The 15,231-nt window shown below is 60.3% G+C and carries 11 protein-coding genes; 4 read left to right on the top strand and 7 right to left on the bottom strand.

All coding sequences use genetic code 11. The features are described 5' to 3' along the window. Positions 1 to 53: 53 nt before the first annotated feature. From ACXX83_RS11995 to ACXX83_RS11980, 4 genes are all read right to left on the bottom strand, one after another. Positions 54 to 1,121 (bottom strand): phosphotransferase family protein, encoded by a 1,068-nt coding sequence (locus ACXX83_RS11995; RefSeq protein ID WP_217835403.1) that lies wholly within the window; start codon positions 1,119 to 1,121, stop codon positions 54 to 56. A gap of 144 nt (positions 1,122 to 1,265) precedes the next feature. Continuing rightward, positions 1,266 to 2,231, bottom strand: a complete 966-nt coding sequence (locus ACXX83_RS11990; RefSeq protein WP_458548567.1) for a 2-hydroxyacid dehydrogenase — start codon at positions 2,229 to 2,231, stop codon at positions 1,266 to 1,268. 694 nt (positions 2,232 to 2,925) lie between these two features. Further along, on the bottom strand, positions 2,926 to 3,513 hold the full coding sequence (locus tag ACXX83_RS11985; protein ID WP_458548566.1) for a TetR/AcrR family transcriptional regulator: 588 nt from the start codon (positions 3,511 to 3,513) through the stop codon (positions 2,926 to 2,928). Between the two features lie 27 nt (positions 3,514 to 3,540). Then, a complete protein-coding gene (locus ACXX83_RS11980; protein ID WP_015095408.1) occupies positions 3,541 to 3,924 on the bottom strand; it encodes a tautomerase family protein in 384 nt (127 codons plus the stop codon). Positions 3,925 to 4,287: 363 nt separating this feature from the next. On the opposite strand from ACXX83_RS11980, the gene ACXX83_RS11975 reads away from it, so the two are divergent. Both ACXX83_RS11975 and ACXX83_RS11970 read left to right on the top strand, forming a co-directional pair. Then, positions 4,288 to 5,568 carry a serine/threonine transporter gene (locus tag ACXX83_RS11975; protein ID WP_015095407.1) on the top strand — a complete coding sequence of 427 codons (1,281 nt, stop codon included), beginning with the start codon at positions 4,288 to 4,290 and terminating at the stop codon, positions 5,566 to 5,568. Positions 5,569 to 5,665: 97 nt separating this feature from the next. Then, on the top strand, positions 5,666 to 7,318 hold the full coding sequence (locus ACXX83_RS11970; protein WP_458548565.1) for a SulP family inorganic anion transporter: 1,653 nt from the start codon (positions 5,666 to 5,668) through the stop codon (positions 7,316 to 7,318). A gap of 87 nt (positions 7,319 to 7,405) precedes the next feature. On the opposite strand, the gene acnB is transcribed toward ACXX83_RS11970, so the two are convergent. Then, positions 7,406 to 10,006 carry a bifunctional aconitate hydratase 2/2-methylisocitrate dehydratase gene (gene acnB / locus ACXX83_RS11965; protein ID WP_041474887.1) on the bottom strand — a complete coding sequence of 867 codons (2,601 nt, stop codon included), beginning with the start codon at positions 10,004 to 10,006 and terminating at the stop codon, positions 7,406 to 7,408. 454 nt (positions 10,007 to 10,460) lie between these two features. Between acnB and ACXX83_RS11960 the strand changes: the two genes are divergently transcribed. Beyond that, positions 10,461 to 10,931, top strand: coding sequence for a DUF1289 domain-containing protein (locus tag ACXX83_RS11960; protein ID WP_095966964.1), 471 nt, complete (start codon positions 10,461 to 10,463; stop codon positions 10,929 to 10,931). 131 nt (positions 10,932 to 11,062) lie between these two features. On the opposite strand, the gene uspL is transcribed toward ACXX83_RS11960, so the two are convergent. After that, a complete protein-coding gene (gene uspL, locus ACXX83_RS11955) occupies positions 11,063 to 11,926 on the bottom strand; it encodes a universal stress protein UspL (protein ID WP_458548564.1) in 864 nt (287 codons plus the stop codon). Between the two features lie 162 nt (positions 11,927 to 12,088). Between uspL and ACXX83_RS11950 the strand changes: the two genes are divergently transcribed. Continuing rightward, a complete protein-coding gene (locus ACXX83_RS11950; RefSeq protein WP_007976299.1) occupies positions 12,089 to 12,697 on the top strand; it encodes a MiaE family protein in 609 nt (202 codons plus the stop codon). 209 nt (positions 12,698 to 12,906) lie between these two features. Here the strand turns inward: ACXX83_RS11950 and ACXX83_RS11945 are convergent, their stop codons facing one another. After that, positions 12,907 to 15,150, bottom strand: a complete 2,244-nt coding sequence (locus tag ACXX83_RS11945; protein ID WP_458548563.1) for a TonB-dependent siderophore receptor — start codon at positions 15,148 to 15,150, stop codon at positions 12,907 to 12,909. Between the last annotated feature and the right edge of the window lie 81 nt (positions 15,151 to 15,231).

Below are 15,231 nucleotides of genomic sequence, written 5' to 3'. Positions count from 1 at the left end.
TTATCGTTGACGATCTTCGCGAGCGGGCTCGCTCCTACAGGGATCGCGTACGGTCATAGGCTGGATTTCTGGATCACCTGCAGGCTCATCTGTTCCAGCAGTTTGTTCATGTGGATGAACTGGGCGAAGCGTTTGTCCTGGGTCTGGCCGTGGTAGAAGCGGTAGTAGATCTGCTGCACGATGCCGGCCAGGCGGAACAGGCCGTAGGTGTAGTAGAAGTCGAAATTGTCGATCTGGATGCCCGAGCGTTGGGCGTAGTAATCGACGAACTCGCGGCGGGTCAACATGCCCGGCGCGTGGCTTGGCTGGCGGCGCATCATCTGCACCGGTGCCGGATCATCGGCTTCGATCCAGTAGGCGAGGGTGTTGCCCAGGTCCATCAGCGGATCGCCCAGGGTGGTCAGTTCCCAATCGAGCACGCCGATGATCTGCATCGGGTTGTTCGGGTCGAGGATGACGTTGTCGAAGCGGTAGTCGTTGTGCACGATGCTGGAGGTCGGATGGTCGGCCGGCATTTTGTCGTTTAGCCAGGCTTTCACCGTTTGCCATTGTGGCGCATCGGGGGTCAGGGCCTTCTCGTAGCGATCGCTCCAGCCTTTGATCTGGCGCGCCACGTAGCCTTCGGGCTTGCCGAGGTCACCCAGGCCGTAGGCGTTGTAGTCGACCTGGTGCAGTTCGACGAACTTGTCGATGAAGCTCTTGCACAGGGCTTCGGTTTTCGCCGAGTCCAGCCCCAGTTCCGGCGGCAGGTCGGAGCGCAGGATGATGCCGTTGACCCGTTCCATCACGTAGAACTCGGCCCCGATCACCGATTCGTCGGTGCAGTGCACGTAGGCTTTCGGGCAGTACGGAAATCCGTCGCGAAGTTGATTGAGGATGCGGAATTCACGGCCCATGTCGTGAGCCGACTTGGCCTTGTGGCCAAAGGGCGGTCGACGCAGGACGAATTCCTGCTCGGGGTATTCCAGCAAGTAAGTGAGGTTCGACGCGCCGCCCGGGAACTGGCTGATCTTCGGCAAACCGCTGAGGCCCGGAATATGGGCCTTGAGGTATGGATCGATCAGGCTGGCATCGAGCTCTTCGCCGGTGCGGATACGGGTGGACTGGTCAGTAAGCGCCATGCTTATCCCTTCTGCTTATTCTGGAGGCCTGAAACTATTGGCTAATCTAATGCGCACACCCCGCACCCACAACCGCGATCGGCTCTTATAGGTGAGCGTGTTGCCGGCCAATCATTGTTTTTGATACAGCTGTTTGAATTGCCATCAATGAACCACCCGGCTTATGGCCGGCGGCAAATCGATCGGCGTCAGCACCGGTTGGCTGGAGAAAAACGCGACAAGGTTCTTGCCCACCAGTTCGACGGTGCCCTGGGTGGCTTCCGGGGACAGTCCGGCGACATGGGGCGTGAGGATCACGTTGCTCAGGGTCTTGAGCGCATCCGGCACCTTCGGTTCGGCGTCGAACACATCCAGCGCTGCGCCGGCGATCCGGCGTTGCTCCAGGGCGGTGATCAGTTCGGCGGTGGCAATCACGCTGGCCCGGGCGATGTTGACGATAAATCCCTGGGGGCCCAAGGCGTCGAGCACCTGGCGATTGATCAGGTGCTTGGTGCCCAGCCCGCCCGGCGTGGCGACGATCAGGAAGTCCGAGGCGCGCGCCAGTTCGGTCGGGGTCGAGCAGAACGTGTAGGGCACATCGCTGCGACGTTGGCGATTGTGGTAGCAGATGCTCATGTCGAAGCCGGCACTGGAACGTTTGGCGATGGCCATGCCGACCGCGCCGAGGCCGAGGATGCCCAGGCGCTTGCCGGCGAGGGAAGGGCGCATGATCTTCGGCCACTCGCCGCGCCGAACGGCGGCGTCACAGCGGGGCACGTCACGTACCAGCGACAGCAGCAGCGCCATGGCATGGTCGGCGACGGACGAGGCGTTGACCCCGGCACCATTGGTGACGGTGATGCCCCGGTCGGCGGCGGCCTGCAGGTCGACGTGTTCATAGCCGGCGCCGATCACGCAGATGATCTTGAGTCTGGGCAGCGCGGCGATTTCATCGGCATACAGCCCCAATGGCCCACGGGTCAGGACGGCGTCGATCTGCCCGGCGTGGCGGGCGATGGCTTCGGCACGCTCGGCGGGCGTCGGGGCCAGTATCAGGTGGAAGCCCTGATGTTCGAGGATAGGCAGGTAATCATTGATGGTTTCAACCAGTACCAGAACGGTTACAGGCATGCTTGGCTCCCTGTGGGCATCGGAAAAACGGCTCGAACGTCGCTTGAGATTGCTGATTTCAGGATAGCTTGGCAACCGCCGGCGATGGTCGTTAACGATAACCCGTGGGAACCGGATAAACGCGGCGCGTTTGAGTCCATCGCCAGCAGGCTGGCTCCTACAGTTTCAGCGTGGGCATGGCCCCTTGTGGGAGCTGGCTTGCCAGCGATGGTCGTTAACGATAACGCGTGTGGACTGGATATACGCGGCGCACTGGAGTCCATCGCCAGCAAGCTGGCTCCTACAGTTTCAGCGTGGGCGCGGTCCTTTGTGGGAGCTGGCTTGCCAGCGATGGTCGTTAACGATAACGCGTATGACCTGGATGAACGCGGCGCACTGGCGTCCATCGCCAGCAGGCTGGCTCCTACAGTTTCAGCGTGGGCACGGTCTTTTGTGGGAGCTGGCCTGCCAGCGATGGTCGTTAACGATAACGCGTGTGAGCTGGATTAACGCGGTGCGCTTGAGTCCATCGCCAGCAATCGAGCGTCGACCGGCTGTTCCTACAGTTTTAGCGTGGGCGCGGTCCTTTGTGGGAGCTGGCTTGCCAGCGATGGTCGTCAACGATTACGCGGGCGAACTGGATGATCGCGGCGCACTGGAGTCCATCGCCAGCAGGCTGGCTCCTGCAGTTTTCCGGGAATGCGTGAAGAACCTTTTATTTCGACGCCGAGAGTGCTGATCGGGCAGCCTCGAGAATTTCATCCGACAGTGGATCGCCGCGGGTCGCCCGGGACAACATCAGCGCGCCGAACATCAGCGAATACTGCACCAGCGCCTGTTGCCGTTTGTCGGCTTCGTCTTGGGTGTCGAGCAGTGAGCCCAGGGAATCGAGCAGGTTGTTCAGGCCCAGCAGATAGGTTTGACGCAAACCGCTCTCGGCGGCCTCGTGGCACATGTCCCCGGCAAAGGCCACTACCGGGCAGCTGTCACCCGGATTGTCCCGGCTTTCTCTGGACAGGTACGTTTCGACCACGGCGCGGCGGGCGGTGTCCTTGCTCTCCTGATCGGCCACCCGTGCTTGCCAGCGTTGCGCGGCCTGCTCGAAAGCCCGGCCACTGGCCTCTTGCGCCAGGGCTTCGCGGGATTCGAAGTGCCCGTAGAAGCCGCCGTGGGTCAAACCCGCGGCGGCCATCACATCGACCACGCTGATCCCGTGCAAACCGCGTTCGCGGAACAGCCGCGTAGCGGCATTGACGATGGTCTCGCGGTTGAGGTCGGCTTGTTTGCGGGAAACGCGGGGCATGGGTCTTTCTCGATTTCAGGTTGAATATCAGAGGGCGTATTGGGCAATTCCGTTGCCGAACGACCAGTTCTCTTTTTTGACTTCCACCAGATTGATGAATACGTCCTCCAGGCGCACGCCCAGCTCTGTGTGAAGGCTTTCGGCGATGGTTTTGTAGAGGCGTTTTTTCTGCTCGACGGTTCGCCCCTCGCTCATGGTGATCTGGATCACCACCAACTGGTCCGTGCGGTCGATACCCAGGTAACCGGGATCAAAGATGAAATGCTGCTCATCGTGTTCGGCGAGTATCTGAAAATTATCATTCTCCGGCACGCCGATGGTGCTGTGCATCGCGGCGTAGATCAGTTGGCCGATGCGTTTGGCGTGGGTGGGGTCCTGATGTTTTTTGATGTCGACGCGAACCAGTGGCATGGGAAGACTCCAGGAGGAATGCAGGTTGTTTAAAAATACATGATGGTGGACCTTTATCAAGTGCGGACTGCTGTTTGGCGATGAAGCACAAGTACACGACAGATCCTTGTGGGAGCGAGCCTGCTCGCGATGGCGGTGTGTCAGCCAAAGTGAATGTTGGATGTGCCAAGGTATTCGCGAGCAGGCTCGCTCCCACAGGTCTGTTTTTTGCCAATCTGGTACCACCGTTCCTCACCTAAGTCTTTGCTTCTGTTCACTAATCCTCCAGAATCGCGCCCCTGTTCCGGTCAGGGCGCTGCCTGTCGGGTATTCCGACGCGTTCTGACCGGGTGGCAAGTGACCGGAATGTGGAGATCCCACCGGATGAATGATCAGGCCAATAGCGTCAACAAACGCTATGTAGCAGCAACACCCGCAACGCTTTCGAGCTGGAATCGCCAGGACACCACGTGGATGCTGGGCCTGTTTGGCACGGCGATTGGTGCGGGCACCCTGTTTTTGCCGATCAATGCGGGCCTCGGCGGCTTTTGGCCGCTGCTGATCCTGGCGTTGCTGGCGTTCCCGATGACGTTCTACGCGCACCGCGGGCTGACCCGTTTTGTGTTGTCCGGTCGCGAAGGCGCCGACATCACTGAAGTGGTGGAAGAGCATTTCGGCATCAAGGCCGGTGCGCTGATCACCTTGCTGTACTTCTTCGCCATTTTCCCGATCCTGCTGATCTACAGCGTGGCCCTGACCAACACCGTGGGCAGCTTCCTCGAGCATCAACTGCACATCACGCCGCCACCGCGCGCCGTGCTGTCGCTGGTGCTGATCCTCGGCCTGCTGGCGGTGGTGCGTTGCGGTGAGCAACTGATCGTCAAGGCCATGAGCCTGATGGTCTATCCGTTCATCGTCGCCTTGCTGTTCCTGGCGGTGTACCTGGTTCCGCACTGGAACGGCGGCATCCTGACCACCGCCAGCAGCGTGCCGGCACCGTCGGCGCTGTTGCACACCCTGTGGCTGGCGATTCCGGTGATGGTGTTCTCGTTCAACCATTCGCCGATCATCTCGGCCTTCGCCGTGGACCAGAAGCGTCGCTACGGTGATCACGCCGAGGAGCGCAGCTCGCAGATCCTGTCCCGGGCGCACCTGTTGATGGTGGTGATGGTGCTGTTCTTCGTCTTCAGTTGCGTGCTGACCCTGTCGCCAGCGCAACTGGCTGAAGCAAAGGCGCAGAACCTGTCGATCCTGTCGTACCTGGCCAACCACTTCAGCAACCCGACCATTGCCTTCGCGGCGCCGTTGATTGCCTTCGTGGCCATTTCCAAGTCGTTCCTGGGGCACTACATCGGCGCCAGCGAAGGTCTCAAGGGGCTGATCGTCAAGAGTGGCCAGCGTCCGTCCGCCAAGGCCCTGGACCGCATGACCGCCGCGTTCATGCTGGTGGTGTGCTGGATCGTCGCCACGCTGAACCCGAGCATCCTGGGCATGATCGAAACCCTCGGTGGCCCGGTGATCGCGGCGATCCTGTTCCTGATGCCGATGTACGCCATCCGCAAGGTGCCGGCGATGGCACGCTATCGCGGTCAGGCGTCCAACGTCTTCGTGACGGCGGTGGGTCTGGTGGCGATTACCGCGTTGATTTATTCGTTGAGCGCGTAAGATCAATAGATCGCAGCCTGCGATCCTTTGATTTTCAGCTACAGTGGCCGCTGCACGTGATACGTGCAGCGGCTTTTTTTCGCCTGGAGACATTCGATTGTCGAGCGCCCCCAACGCCAACCCCACCGAGCAACCCAAGCGCTGGCAGGACCTGTTGGCCGGGTTGTCGATAGCCGGCCTGTTGTTGCCCGAAGCCGTCGCTTATTCAAGCATCGCCGCACTGGCGCCCCAGGCCGGGGTGATCGCCTTGTTTGCCGGGTTGCTGTGTTATGGCCTGTTCGGTACCAGCCGTTTTGCCATTGTCTCGGCCACTTCATCCTCCGCCGCCGTGCTGGCCGCCGCGACCGCCACCTTGGCCAATGGCGATCCCGAGCTTCGCTCGACCCTGGCCCTCGGTCTGGTACTGATGACCGGGGCGTTTTTCCTGCTGGCGGGGCTGTTCAAACTCGGCAGCGTGACGTCGTTCATCGCCAAGCCGGTGCTGCGTGGTTTTGCCTTTGGCCTGGCGCTGACCATCATTCTCAAGCAGGTCGCCAGCGTAGTGGGCGTGCATTTGACCGAAGCCAACCTGGTGGGTTTTCTGCCGCAATTGCTGGAGCAACTGCCGCAATGGAACTGGGCCGCAGCTGCTGTCGGCGCCGTGGCATTGGCCTTGTTATGGCTGTTCGCGCGGTTTCGGCGCCTGCCGGGTGGTTTGCTGGTGGTGGTGATCGGCATCGCGGCGGGGCAGTGGCTGGACCTGCCGGACTATGGCGTGAAGCTGATCGGCTTGATCGACCTGGGCCTGGAGGTGCCGAAGCTGCCGGTATTGCCGTTTACCGACTGGCTGCGTGTGGGTGAGCTGGCGTTTGCCATGGTGATGATTCTGTATGCCGAGTCGTATGGCTCGATCAGTGCCTATGCGCTCAAGCACGGTGATCGCGTAACGTCGAACCGCGACCTGCTGGCGCTGGGGGCTTCCAACCTGTTGTCCGGTCTGTTCCACGGCATGCCGGCGGGCGCGGGGTATTCGGCGACGTCGGCCAATGAGGCTGCCGGCGCCACTTCACGCCTGGCCGGGATCGTGGCGGCGCTGGTGGTGCTGCTCATTGTCCTTACGGTGCTGCCGTATATCGCCCTGACTCCGGAACCGATTCTCGCCGCCATCGTTATCCATGCGTTGGGGCGTGGCTTGAGCCTGCAACCGCTGGGACGCTATTTCATCTGGCGCCGTGACCGCTTGCTGGTGATCTGCGCCGTGGGTGCGGTATTGCTACTGGGTGTGCTGGATGGCTTGCTGGTGGCGGTGGCGATCAGTGTGTTGCTGATGCTCAAGCAACTGTCGGCGGCGGATATCCAGATTCTCGGGCGCATCGATGGCGGTCACGACTTTGTCGACCTGCAACGCCATCCAGCGGCCCAGGCCGTGCCTGGCGTGTTGATTGTGCGGCCGGGTGAAGCGTTGTTCTTTGCCAATGTCGAGCGGATTCTCGGCGCTGCCTTGCACTTGATCCGGCATTCGCAAACGCCGATTCATACAGTGATTCTGAGTCTGGAGGAGTCGCCGGATCTGGATGGCACCAGCATTGAGGCGTTGCAGGCGTTTTTCGTGCATGTGCATGAGGAAGGCCCGTGCCTGATCCTGGCGCGTCTGAAGGACGACGCACAAGCGGCGTTGGCGGTGTTGTCGCAGGTGAAGGCTAACGGGGTGGTGCTGAGTGGGTTGAGTGTGGATGGTGCGGTGAAACAGGCGCTTCAGTTGAATGCATGACTCCCACAGGGGGTAGTGTTCAAATTGAAGGCATAAAAAAACGCCGCTCATCTCACGATGGGCGGCGTTTTTCATTGCGTTGCAACGTTAGGCTTGAACGACCGGGATGTTGGCGTTCGCAGCAGCTTCACGGAACTCGGCGATCTGGTCGAAGGACAGGTAGCGGTAGACATCGGCCGCCATGCTGTCGATCTTGCCAGCGTATTCCATGTACTCCTCGACGGTCGGCAGGCGACCCAGGATGGAAGCCACGGACGCCAGCTCAGCCGAAGCCAGGTAGACGTTCGCGCCGTCACCCAGACGGTTCGGGAAGTTACGGGTCGAAGTCGACACAACGGTCGAGTTCGGCTCTACACGTGCCTGGTTACCCATGCACAGCGAGCAGCCCGGCATTTCCATGCGCGCGCCGGCCTTGCCGTAGATGCCGTAGTAGCCTTCTTCGGTCAGCTGGTGAGCGTCCATCTTGGTCGGCGGCGACAGCCACAGACGGGTTGGCAGCTGACCTTTGACCTGTTCCAGCAACTTGCCGGCAGCGCGGAAGTGACCGATGTTGGTCATGCACGAACCGATGAACACTTCGTCGATCTTCTCGCCAGCAACGCTGGAGAGCAGGCGAGCGTCGTCCGGGTCGTTCGGCGCGCAGAGCACAGGCTCCTTGATGTCGGCCAGGTCGATCTCGATGACTTCGGCGTATTCGGCGTCCTTGTCTGCTTCCAGCAGCTCAGGGTTGGCCAGCCAGGCTTCCATCGCTTGAGCGCGACGTTCCAGAGTACGTGCATCGCCGTAGCCTTCGCCGATCATCCAGCGCAGCAGGGTGATGTTGGACTGCAGGTATTCGGCAATCGACTCTTTGGACAGCTGGATGGTGCAACCGGCAGCCGAACGTTCAGCCGAGGCGTCAGACAGTTCGAACGCTTGTTCTACGGTCAGTTTAGGCAGACCTTCGATCTCCAGGATGCGACCGGAGAAGGCGTTCTTCTTGCCTTTCTTCTCTACGGTCAACAGGCCAGCCTGGATCGCGTAGTAAGGAATGGCGTGAACCAGGTCACGCAGGGTGACGCCTGGCTGCAGTTCGCCTTTGAAGCGAACCAGGATCGACTCAGGCATGTCCAGCGGCATGACGCCGGTGGCTGCGGCGAACGCAACCAGACCGGAACCGGCCGGGAACGAGATGCCGATCGGGAAACGGGTGTGGGAGTCACCACCGGTACCGACGGTGTCTGGCAGCAGCATGCGGTTCAGCCACGAGTGGATGATGCCGTCGCCCGGGCGCAGGGAAACGCCGCCGCGGGTCATGATGAAGTCAGGCAGGGTGTGGTGGGTGGTCACGTCGATCGGCTTTGGATAAGCCGCGGTGTGGCAGAAGGACTGCATCACCAGATCGGTCGAGAAGCCCAGGCACGCCAGGTCTTTCAGTTCGTCACGGGTCATTGGACCTGTGGTGTCCTGGGAACCCACGGTGGTCATCTTCGGTTCGCAGTAGGTGCCCGGACGAACGCCGGTCACGCCGCAAGCCTTGCCGACCATTTTCTGCGCCAGGGTGAAACCCTTGGTGCTTTCAGCCGGTGCTTCAGGCTTCTTGAACAGGGTCGAAGGTGGCAGACCCAGCTCGGCGCGAGCCTTCTCGGTCAGGCCACGGCCGATGATCAGCGGAATACGGCCGCCGGCGCGAACTTCGTCCAACAGGACCGGGGTCTTCATTTCGAAGGTGGTCAGGACTTCGTCGGTGCCGTGCTTGCAGACTTTGCCAGCATGCGGGTACAGGTCGATCACGTCGCCCATGTGCATGTTGGAAACGTCGAATTCGATTGGCAGTGCGCCGGCATCTTCCATGGTGTTGTAGAAGATCGGAGCGATCTTGCTGCCGAAGCAGAAACCGCCGGCACGCTTGTTCGGCACGTAAGGAACGTCGTCGCCGAAGAACCACAGTACGGAGTTGGTTGCCGATTTACGCGAAGAACCGGTACCGACCACGTCGCCGACGTAGGCGATCGGGAAGCCGGCATTGCGCATTTCTTCGATCTGCTTCATCGGACCGGTGACGCCTTGTGCGTCAGGCACGATGCCGTCGCGAGCCATTTTCAGCATGGCCAGGGCGTGCAACGGGATGTCCGGACGGGACCAGGCATCAGGCGCAGGAGACAGGTCGTCGGTGTTGGTTTCGCCGGTGACCTTGAACACGCGCAGGCTGATCTTGTCGGCCAGGGTCGGGCGCTTCACGAACCACTCGCCGTCAGCCCAGGATTGCAGCACGCCTTTGGCGTGAACGTTACCGTTCTTGGCTTTTTCAGCGACGTCGTGGAAAGCATCGAACATCAGCAGGGTGTGCTTGAGTTCTTCGGCAGCTACTGGCGCCAGTTCGGCGTCGTCCAGCAGGTTTACCAGAGTCACGATGTTGTAGCCGCCCTGCATGGTGCCGAGCAGTTCAACAGCGCGCTTCTTGTCGATCAGGGGGGAGGTGGCTTCGCCTTTGGCGATGGCGGACAGGAAGCCGGCCTTGACATAGGCTGCTTCGTCCACTCCAGGCGGAACGCGATTGGTGATCAGGTCAACGAGGAATGCTTCTTCGCCAGCCGGGGGATTTTTCAGCAGCTCGACCAGGCCTGCAGTTTGTTCGGCGTTTAGCGGCTGGGGAACGATACCCAGTGCTGCGCGCTCTTCGATATGTTTGCGGTAGGCTTCAAGCACAGTTATTACCCTCATCAGTGGTCCCAAATGGGTGTCCGGGACGCTCATCCCGAAATTGCCGTACTCATGCGCTGCATGGCGTTGTGAGCCACTTAGCCAGAATTACCGACAATTCCTTACAGAAGCTGCTTTCAAAGTTTTACGCCTGCAGAACGGGAGCTGATGAGGGTTGGCGTTGGGCTTTTCCCCGCTGGAAAAACCCCTCGCCAACACCGCTCTGAAGGAACGACTGTGCTCGTGACGCTTTGAAAACAGCTTCTAACGGACATTGGCGCCTAAAAAGGCAGGCTGATTCTACGGCAAAAAAAAATTTAAGGTAAGTCAGGTTTTATTGGACTTTGGTGGCGGTCGGTAAACGCCGATTTAGCCATGGCCCTGAACTTTGAGGGGTGATCAATGGTGGACAAAGGTCTAACATGCCGGCCTGTTCTGCTTTTTCGCGTTTTGCCTACCTATGCCCAATCAGACCATCAAGACGCCGTGCGTCGGCCTTTGCTCCACTGTTTACGGTGACCTGGTGTGCCGTGGCTGCAAGCGTTTCCACCACGAAGTGATCCACTGGAACGGTTACAACGAGGAGGAAAAGCGCGCTGTATGGCTGCGTCTTGAGCAATTGCTGTCGCAAGTGATGGCCGCCAAGGTGGAAATTTTCGATCCGGCGCAGCTGCGGATGCAGCTGGAGCAACGCAAGATCCGTTTCGTGCCCCATCAGTCGGAATATTGCTGGGCCTACCAGTTGATCGCCCGGGGGGCGCGGGTGATCAACAACCTGGAAGCCTACGGGATGGTATTGCTGCCGGAGTTTCGCGACTGGAACCTGCCGGAACTGCGCGATGCCATTGATCGGGAATTTTTCCTGCTCTCCGAGGCGCATTACCAGCGCTACATTGCGCCGGGGTTTCTGAAGGATGCGTTTGAAGGCTAAATTTTTTAAAAGCTTCGCGAGCAAGCCCGCTCCCACATTTATCCCCCGTCGTACACAAAAGTTGTGTCTGCTGAAGATCCAGTGTGGGAGCGGGCTTGCTCGCGAAGACGGCCTTTCAATCACCACATATCTCAGTGCTTGCCGGCAATCTCCTCAAGATGATCCTCGATCTCCTGCGGCTTGAGCACCAATACGTCACTTTCAACCGAATCGAGCACCACTTCCGCCGTATTGCCGATCAACACGCCTGACAACCCGCTACGCGCCACGGTACCGATGACGGTCACGGCCGCCTGCAGCTTGTGCACCATGAACGGAATCAATACGTCCGCCGGGCCTTCCTCGATGTGCAGGTGATCATCGTCGATGTCGAACTCGGCCTGGAACGACTTGCATTGCTCGCGGTAGCGCGCCTGGATGGTTTCGCTAAGTTGAAACGTGGGGTCGGCCGACGACAGCATCGGCGACGGGTGGGCGCTGATCACGTGCAAACGGGCCTTGGCCAGGGTTGCGATGTCATAGCCATGATCAATGATTGTGTTGTGCAGGTGGCGGTGTTCGAGGTCGGTGTTGCCGACGTCGATGGCTGCCAGGATCACTTTGTCTTTCCATGAGCCAGCGGTTTTCACCAGCAGTACCGGGGAAGGGCATTGGCGCAGCAGTTTCCAGTCCTCGGGTGTCAGCAAGGCTTTTTTCAGGGCGCTGTCGGGAAAGTGCTGTTTCACCACCAGACCGCAGCCTTCGGCTTGCTGCACCTCGACGATGGTTTGATGCAGGCTCTGGTTCCAGGCCTGCTCGGTGGTGACGCTGTATCCGTCTCCCTGTAAAGCGGCCTTGAGCACACCCAACATGCCACTGTGATCATGCTTGGGGTCGCACACCAGCAGATGCAACTGCGCCTGGGTCACGCCGGCGATCAGCTTCGCCCGCTTGAGCGCGAGGCTTTCGGAGTGTTCGGGGGCGATGACCACCAGAATGCTGCGTACGGCTTGCATGAGCGCGATCTCCTGAAAATAAAAAAGCACGGCGTTGCACAACTATAGTTGCTGCCTGCGATTCGGGGACTTGATGCATATCAACGGTTGGCGACTGGTGGTCTGCGGGCAGGCCGGTATAATCGGCGCCCTTCGTTTTGAACCTATTTGTCCGTGAGCCCCATGATCCTTCCCGAAATTCACGAGTTCCTTGGCTGCCGCACCCCCGACGGCTGGGTTCAAGCCGCGCTGGCCGATCAGGAAACCTTGCTGATCGACCACAAGAACTGCGAATTCAAGGCCGCCAGCACCGCGTTGAGCCTGATAGCCAAGTACCATTCCCATGTCGACCTGATCAACATGATGTCGCGTCTGGCCCGGGAAGAACTGGTGCACCACGAGCAGGTCATGCGCCTGATGAAGCGCCGCAAGATTGCGCTGCGCCAGCTGTCCGCCGGGCGTTATGCGTCGGGCCTGCGCAAGGTGGTGCGCAGTCACGAGCCGGTGAAACTGGTGGACACCTTGGTGGTGGGCGCCTTCATCGAGGCCCGCAGTTGCGAGCGTTTCGAAGCGCTGGTGCCGCATCTGGACGAAGAACTGGGCAAGTTCTATTTCGGCCTGCTCAAGAGCGAGGCCCGGCATTTCCAGGGATACCTGAAACTGGCCTACCAGTATGGTGACGCCAGGGACATCGCTCAGGTGATCGACAAGGTCCGCGCCGCCGAACAGGAACTGATCGAATCCCCGGATGTGGAATTCCGTTTCCATAGCGGCGTACCGGCTGCGGCCTGATCAACTGGTGTGGTTCCGACGCGCTCCCACATGGGATCTCATAAACGCTGGGAACCATTGTGGGAGCGGGCTTGCTCGCGAAGACTGCGCAACAGTAAACATTGATGCTGCCTGACACACCGCTTTCGCGAGCAAGCCCGCTCCCACAGGTATTGCGCTTGACTGACTGGCTTTAGCCTTTCTGGCCGGTTTTTTTCAGGTGTTCAGCTTCAGAAATCCCACTTGGTGGTCAACATCACGTTGCGTGGTTCGCCGTAGTACGTGGTGTCGAAGTTGCCCAGTCCCGTCAGGTAGCGTTTGTCGAAGACGTTGTTGGCGTTGACGGTGAAGCTCAGGTTCTCGTTGAACTGGTAGCGGCTCATCAGGTCGACGAGGGTGTATCCGCCTTGCTTGATGCGGGTGTAGTCGCCCACGGTCGGGCTGTAGATCTTGCCGTAGAACGCGCTCTGCCAGCTGATGCCGCCTCCGATGGTCACCTTGTCCAGTGCGCCGGGCAGGCGGTAGGTGGTGAACGTACGCACGACGTGTTCCGGTTTGCTGGTGGACAGCGGGAAGCCGAAGACGCGCTGTTCATCGGCGTCACGGGTGCGGGCGTAGGTGTAGCCGGCCGACACGTTCCAGCCTTGCGCCACTTCCCCGGCCAATTCCAGTTCCACGCCTTTGGTGGTCGCGCCGTCGATGGCCTTGTAGATGCCTTCGTTGGTCACCGGGTTGGTGCCGATCGATTCAGCGAGGTTGTCTTGCTCGATGCGGAAGAAGGCCAGGCTGGCATTCAGGCGCCCGTCGAAGTAGGCGGCTTTCAGGCCGGCTTCGTAGCTGTCGCCTTCGACCGGCGCCAGGGTCGAACCGTTGATGTCCTTGTAGGTTTGCGGCTGGTAAATGCTGGTGTAGCTGGCGTAGGCCGAGTAGGTGTCGTCCAGGTCATACACCACACCGGCATAAGGCGTGACCACGCCATGCTCCTTGTAGCTGGCATGGGTGTCATCGAGTCCCGCACCCGGATAGTACGAATAGTCTTCGTTGTACTTGAAGGTGCTCAAGCGGCTGCCGAGGATGATCGACAGGTCATCGGTCGCGTGCAGACGCGTGGCCAGGTACAGACCGTTCTGGCTTTGGGTGCGTTCGTACTTGCCGTTTTTCGGGAAGTCCTGTTCCGGCAGATCGCCGTTCCAGTCGTAGATGCTCCCCGGGACCATGGCGAAGGCACTGGTGTCGAAGGTCGCGCCGGTCTGGCGCGAGTGGGAGGCCATGAAGCCGGCCACCAGTTCATGCTCGCGGCCTCCCAGGGAGAAGGGGCCGGTGACGTTCACGTCAGCGGTGTTTTGCACGCGATGACCTTCCCAGCGACCCCAGTACAGAAACATGCCTTCACCGGTGGCACGGTCCGGGTTGCCGCCACTGGCCGAGGCCAGGCGAGTGTCGTGATCGGTGGTTTTCTGGTCGAACGTGGCCTTGAACTTCCAGTCGTTGGCCAGGGCCTGTTCCAGGGAGGCGAAGTAGGTGATGTCGTCGAAGTCGCGACGACTCCAGTCGGCACCCGGGTTGAAGTGACGCGGGAAGTCGGTACGGCCGCCGTCCGAGAAGTACACCGGGTTGCCGGTCCAGGACGAGCCGCGCGGGGTGGCGCTGGACTTGTCGATGCCGAAGGTCAGCAGGGTGTCGGGAGTCAGGTCGGCTTCGAGGACGCCGTAGAACAGGTCCTTCTTCTGGCTGTAGTGATCCTGGTAGGAGTTCTTGTCGGAATACGCGCCGACAAAGCGGCCACGCACGCTGCCGGAATCGTTCAGCGAACCGGAAATGTCGCCGACGCTGCGATAGGCATCCCACGAACCGACGGTGCCGCTGATCGACGCCTTGAATTCCTTGGTCGGCTTCTTGCGGATCAGGTTGACGGTGGCAGCCGGGTCGCCCGAACCGGTCATCAGGCCGGTCGCACCCTTGACGATTTCGATGCGGTCCAGGCTGGAGGCGTCGTCGCTGTTGTTAGGGTTTTCACCGTAGACGCCGTCATACGGGATGTTGATGCCGTCGTACTGAAAGTTGGTGATGGCAAAGCCACGGGCGGAAAACTCGGTGCGGTCACTGTCGTACTTCTGCGTCGAAATCCCGGGGGTGTTGCGTAGCGCGTCGCCGATGGTCTGCACGCCGCGGTCGTCCATTTGCTGGCGGGTGATGACGGTCACCGATTGCGGCGTTTCGCGGATCGACAGGGGCAGGCCGGTGGCCGTAGACGTTGAACCGGTGGTGTAGGAGTGGGTGCCTTCGGTAGTAGCGCCCAGCGCCTGGGCGGAAATGGTCGTTGCGCCCAGTTGCAGCACGCCGTCGTCCTTGGCCGGCTTCTTCTCGGCATCGGTTTCAGCGGCGTGGGCGGCGAAGCTCAGCAGGGCGGCAGGCAGGGCCAGCGCCAGAGGGCACAAGGCAAAACGGAAACGGGTGACAAGCGGGTGCGACATGGGGATCCCTTTGCATCGAATCGATCGGTAGTTGAAGTGCTTCTGAGGGGTTAACCGAACGAAACATGCAAAGGGGAACTG

Source organism: Pseudomonas sp. GNP012, assembly GCF_054343835.1.
The sequence above is the reverse complement of the archived record's forward strand: the minus strand, read 5'-3'. Positions and strand labels throughout refer to the sequence as shown.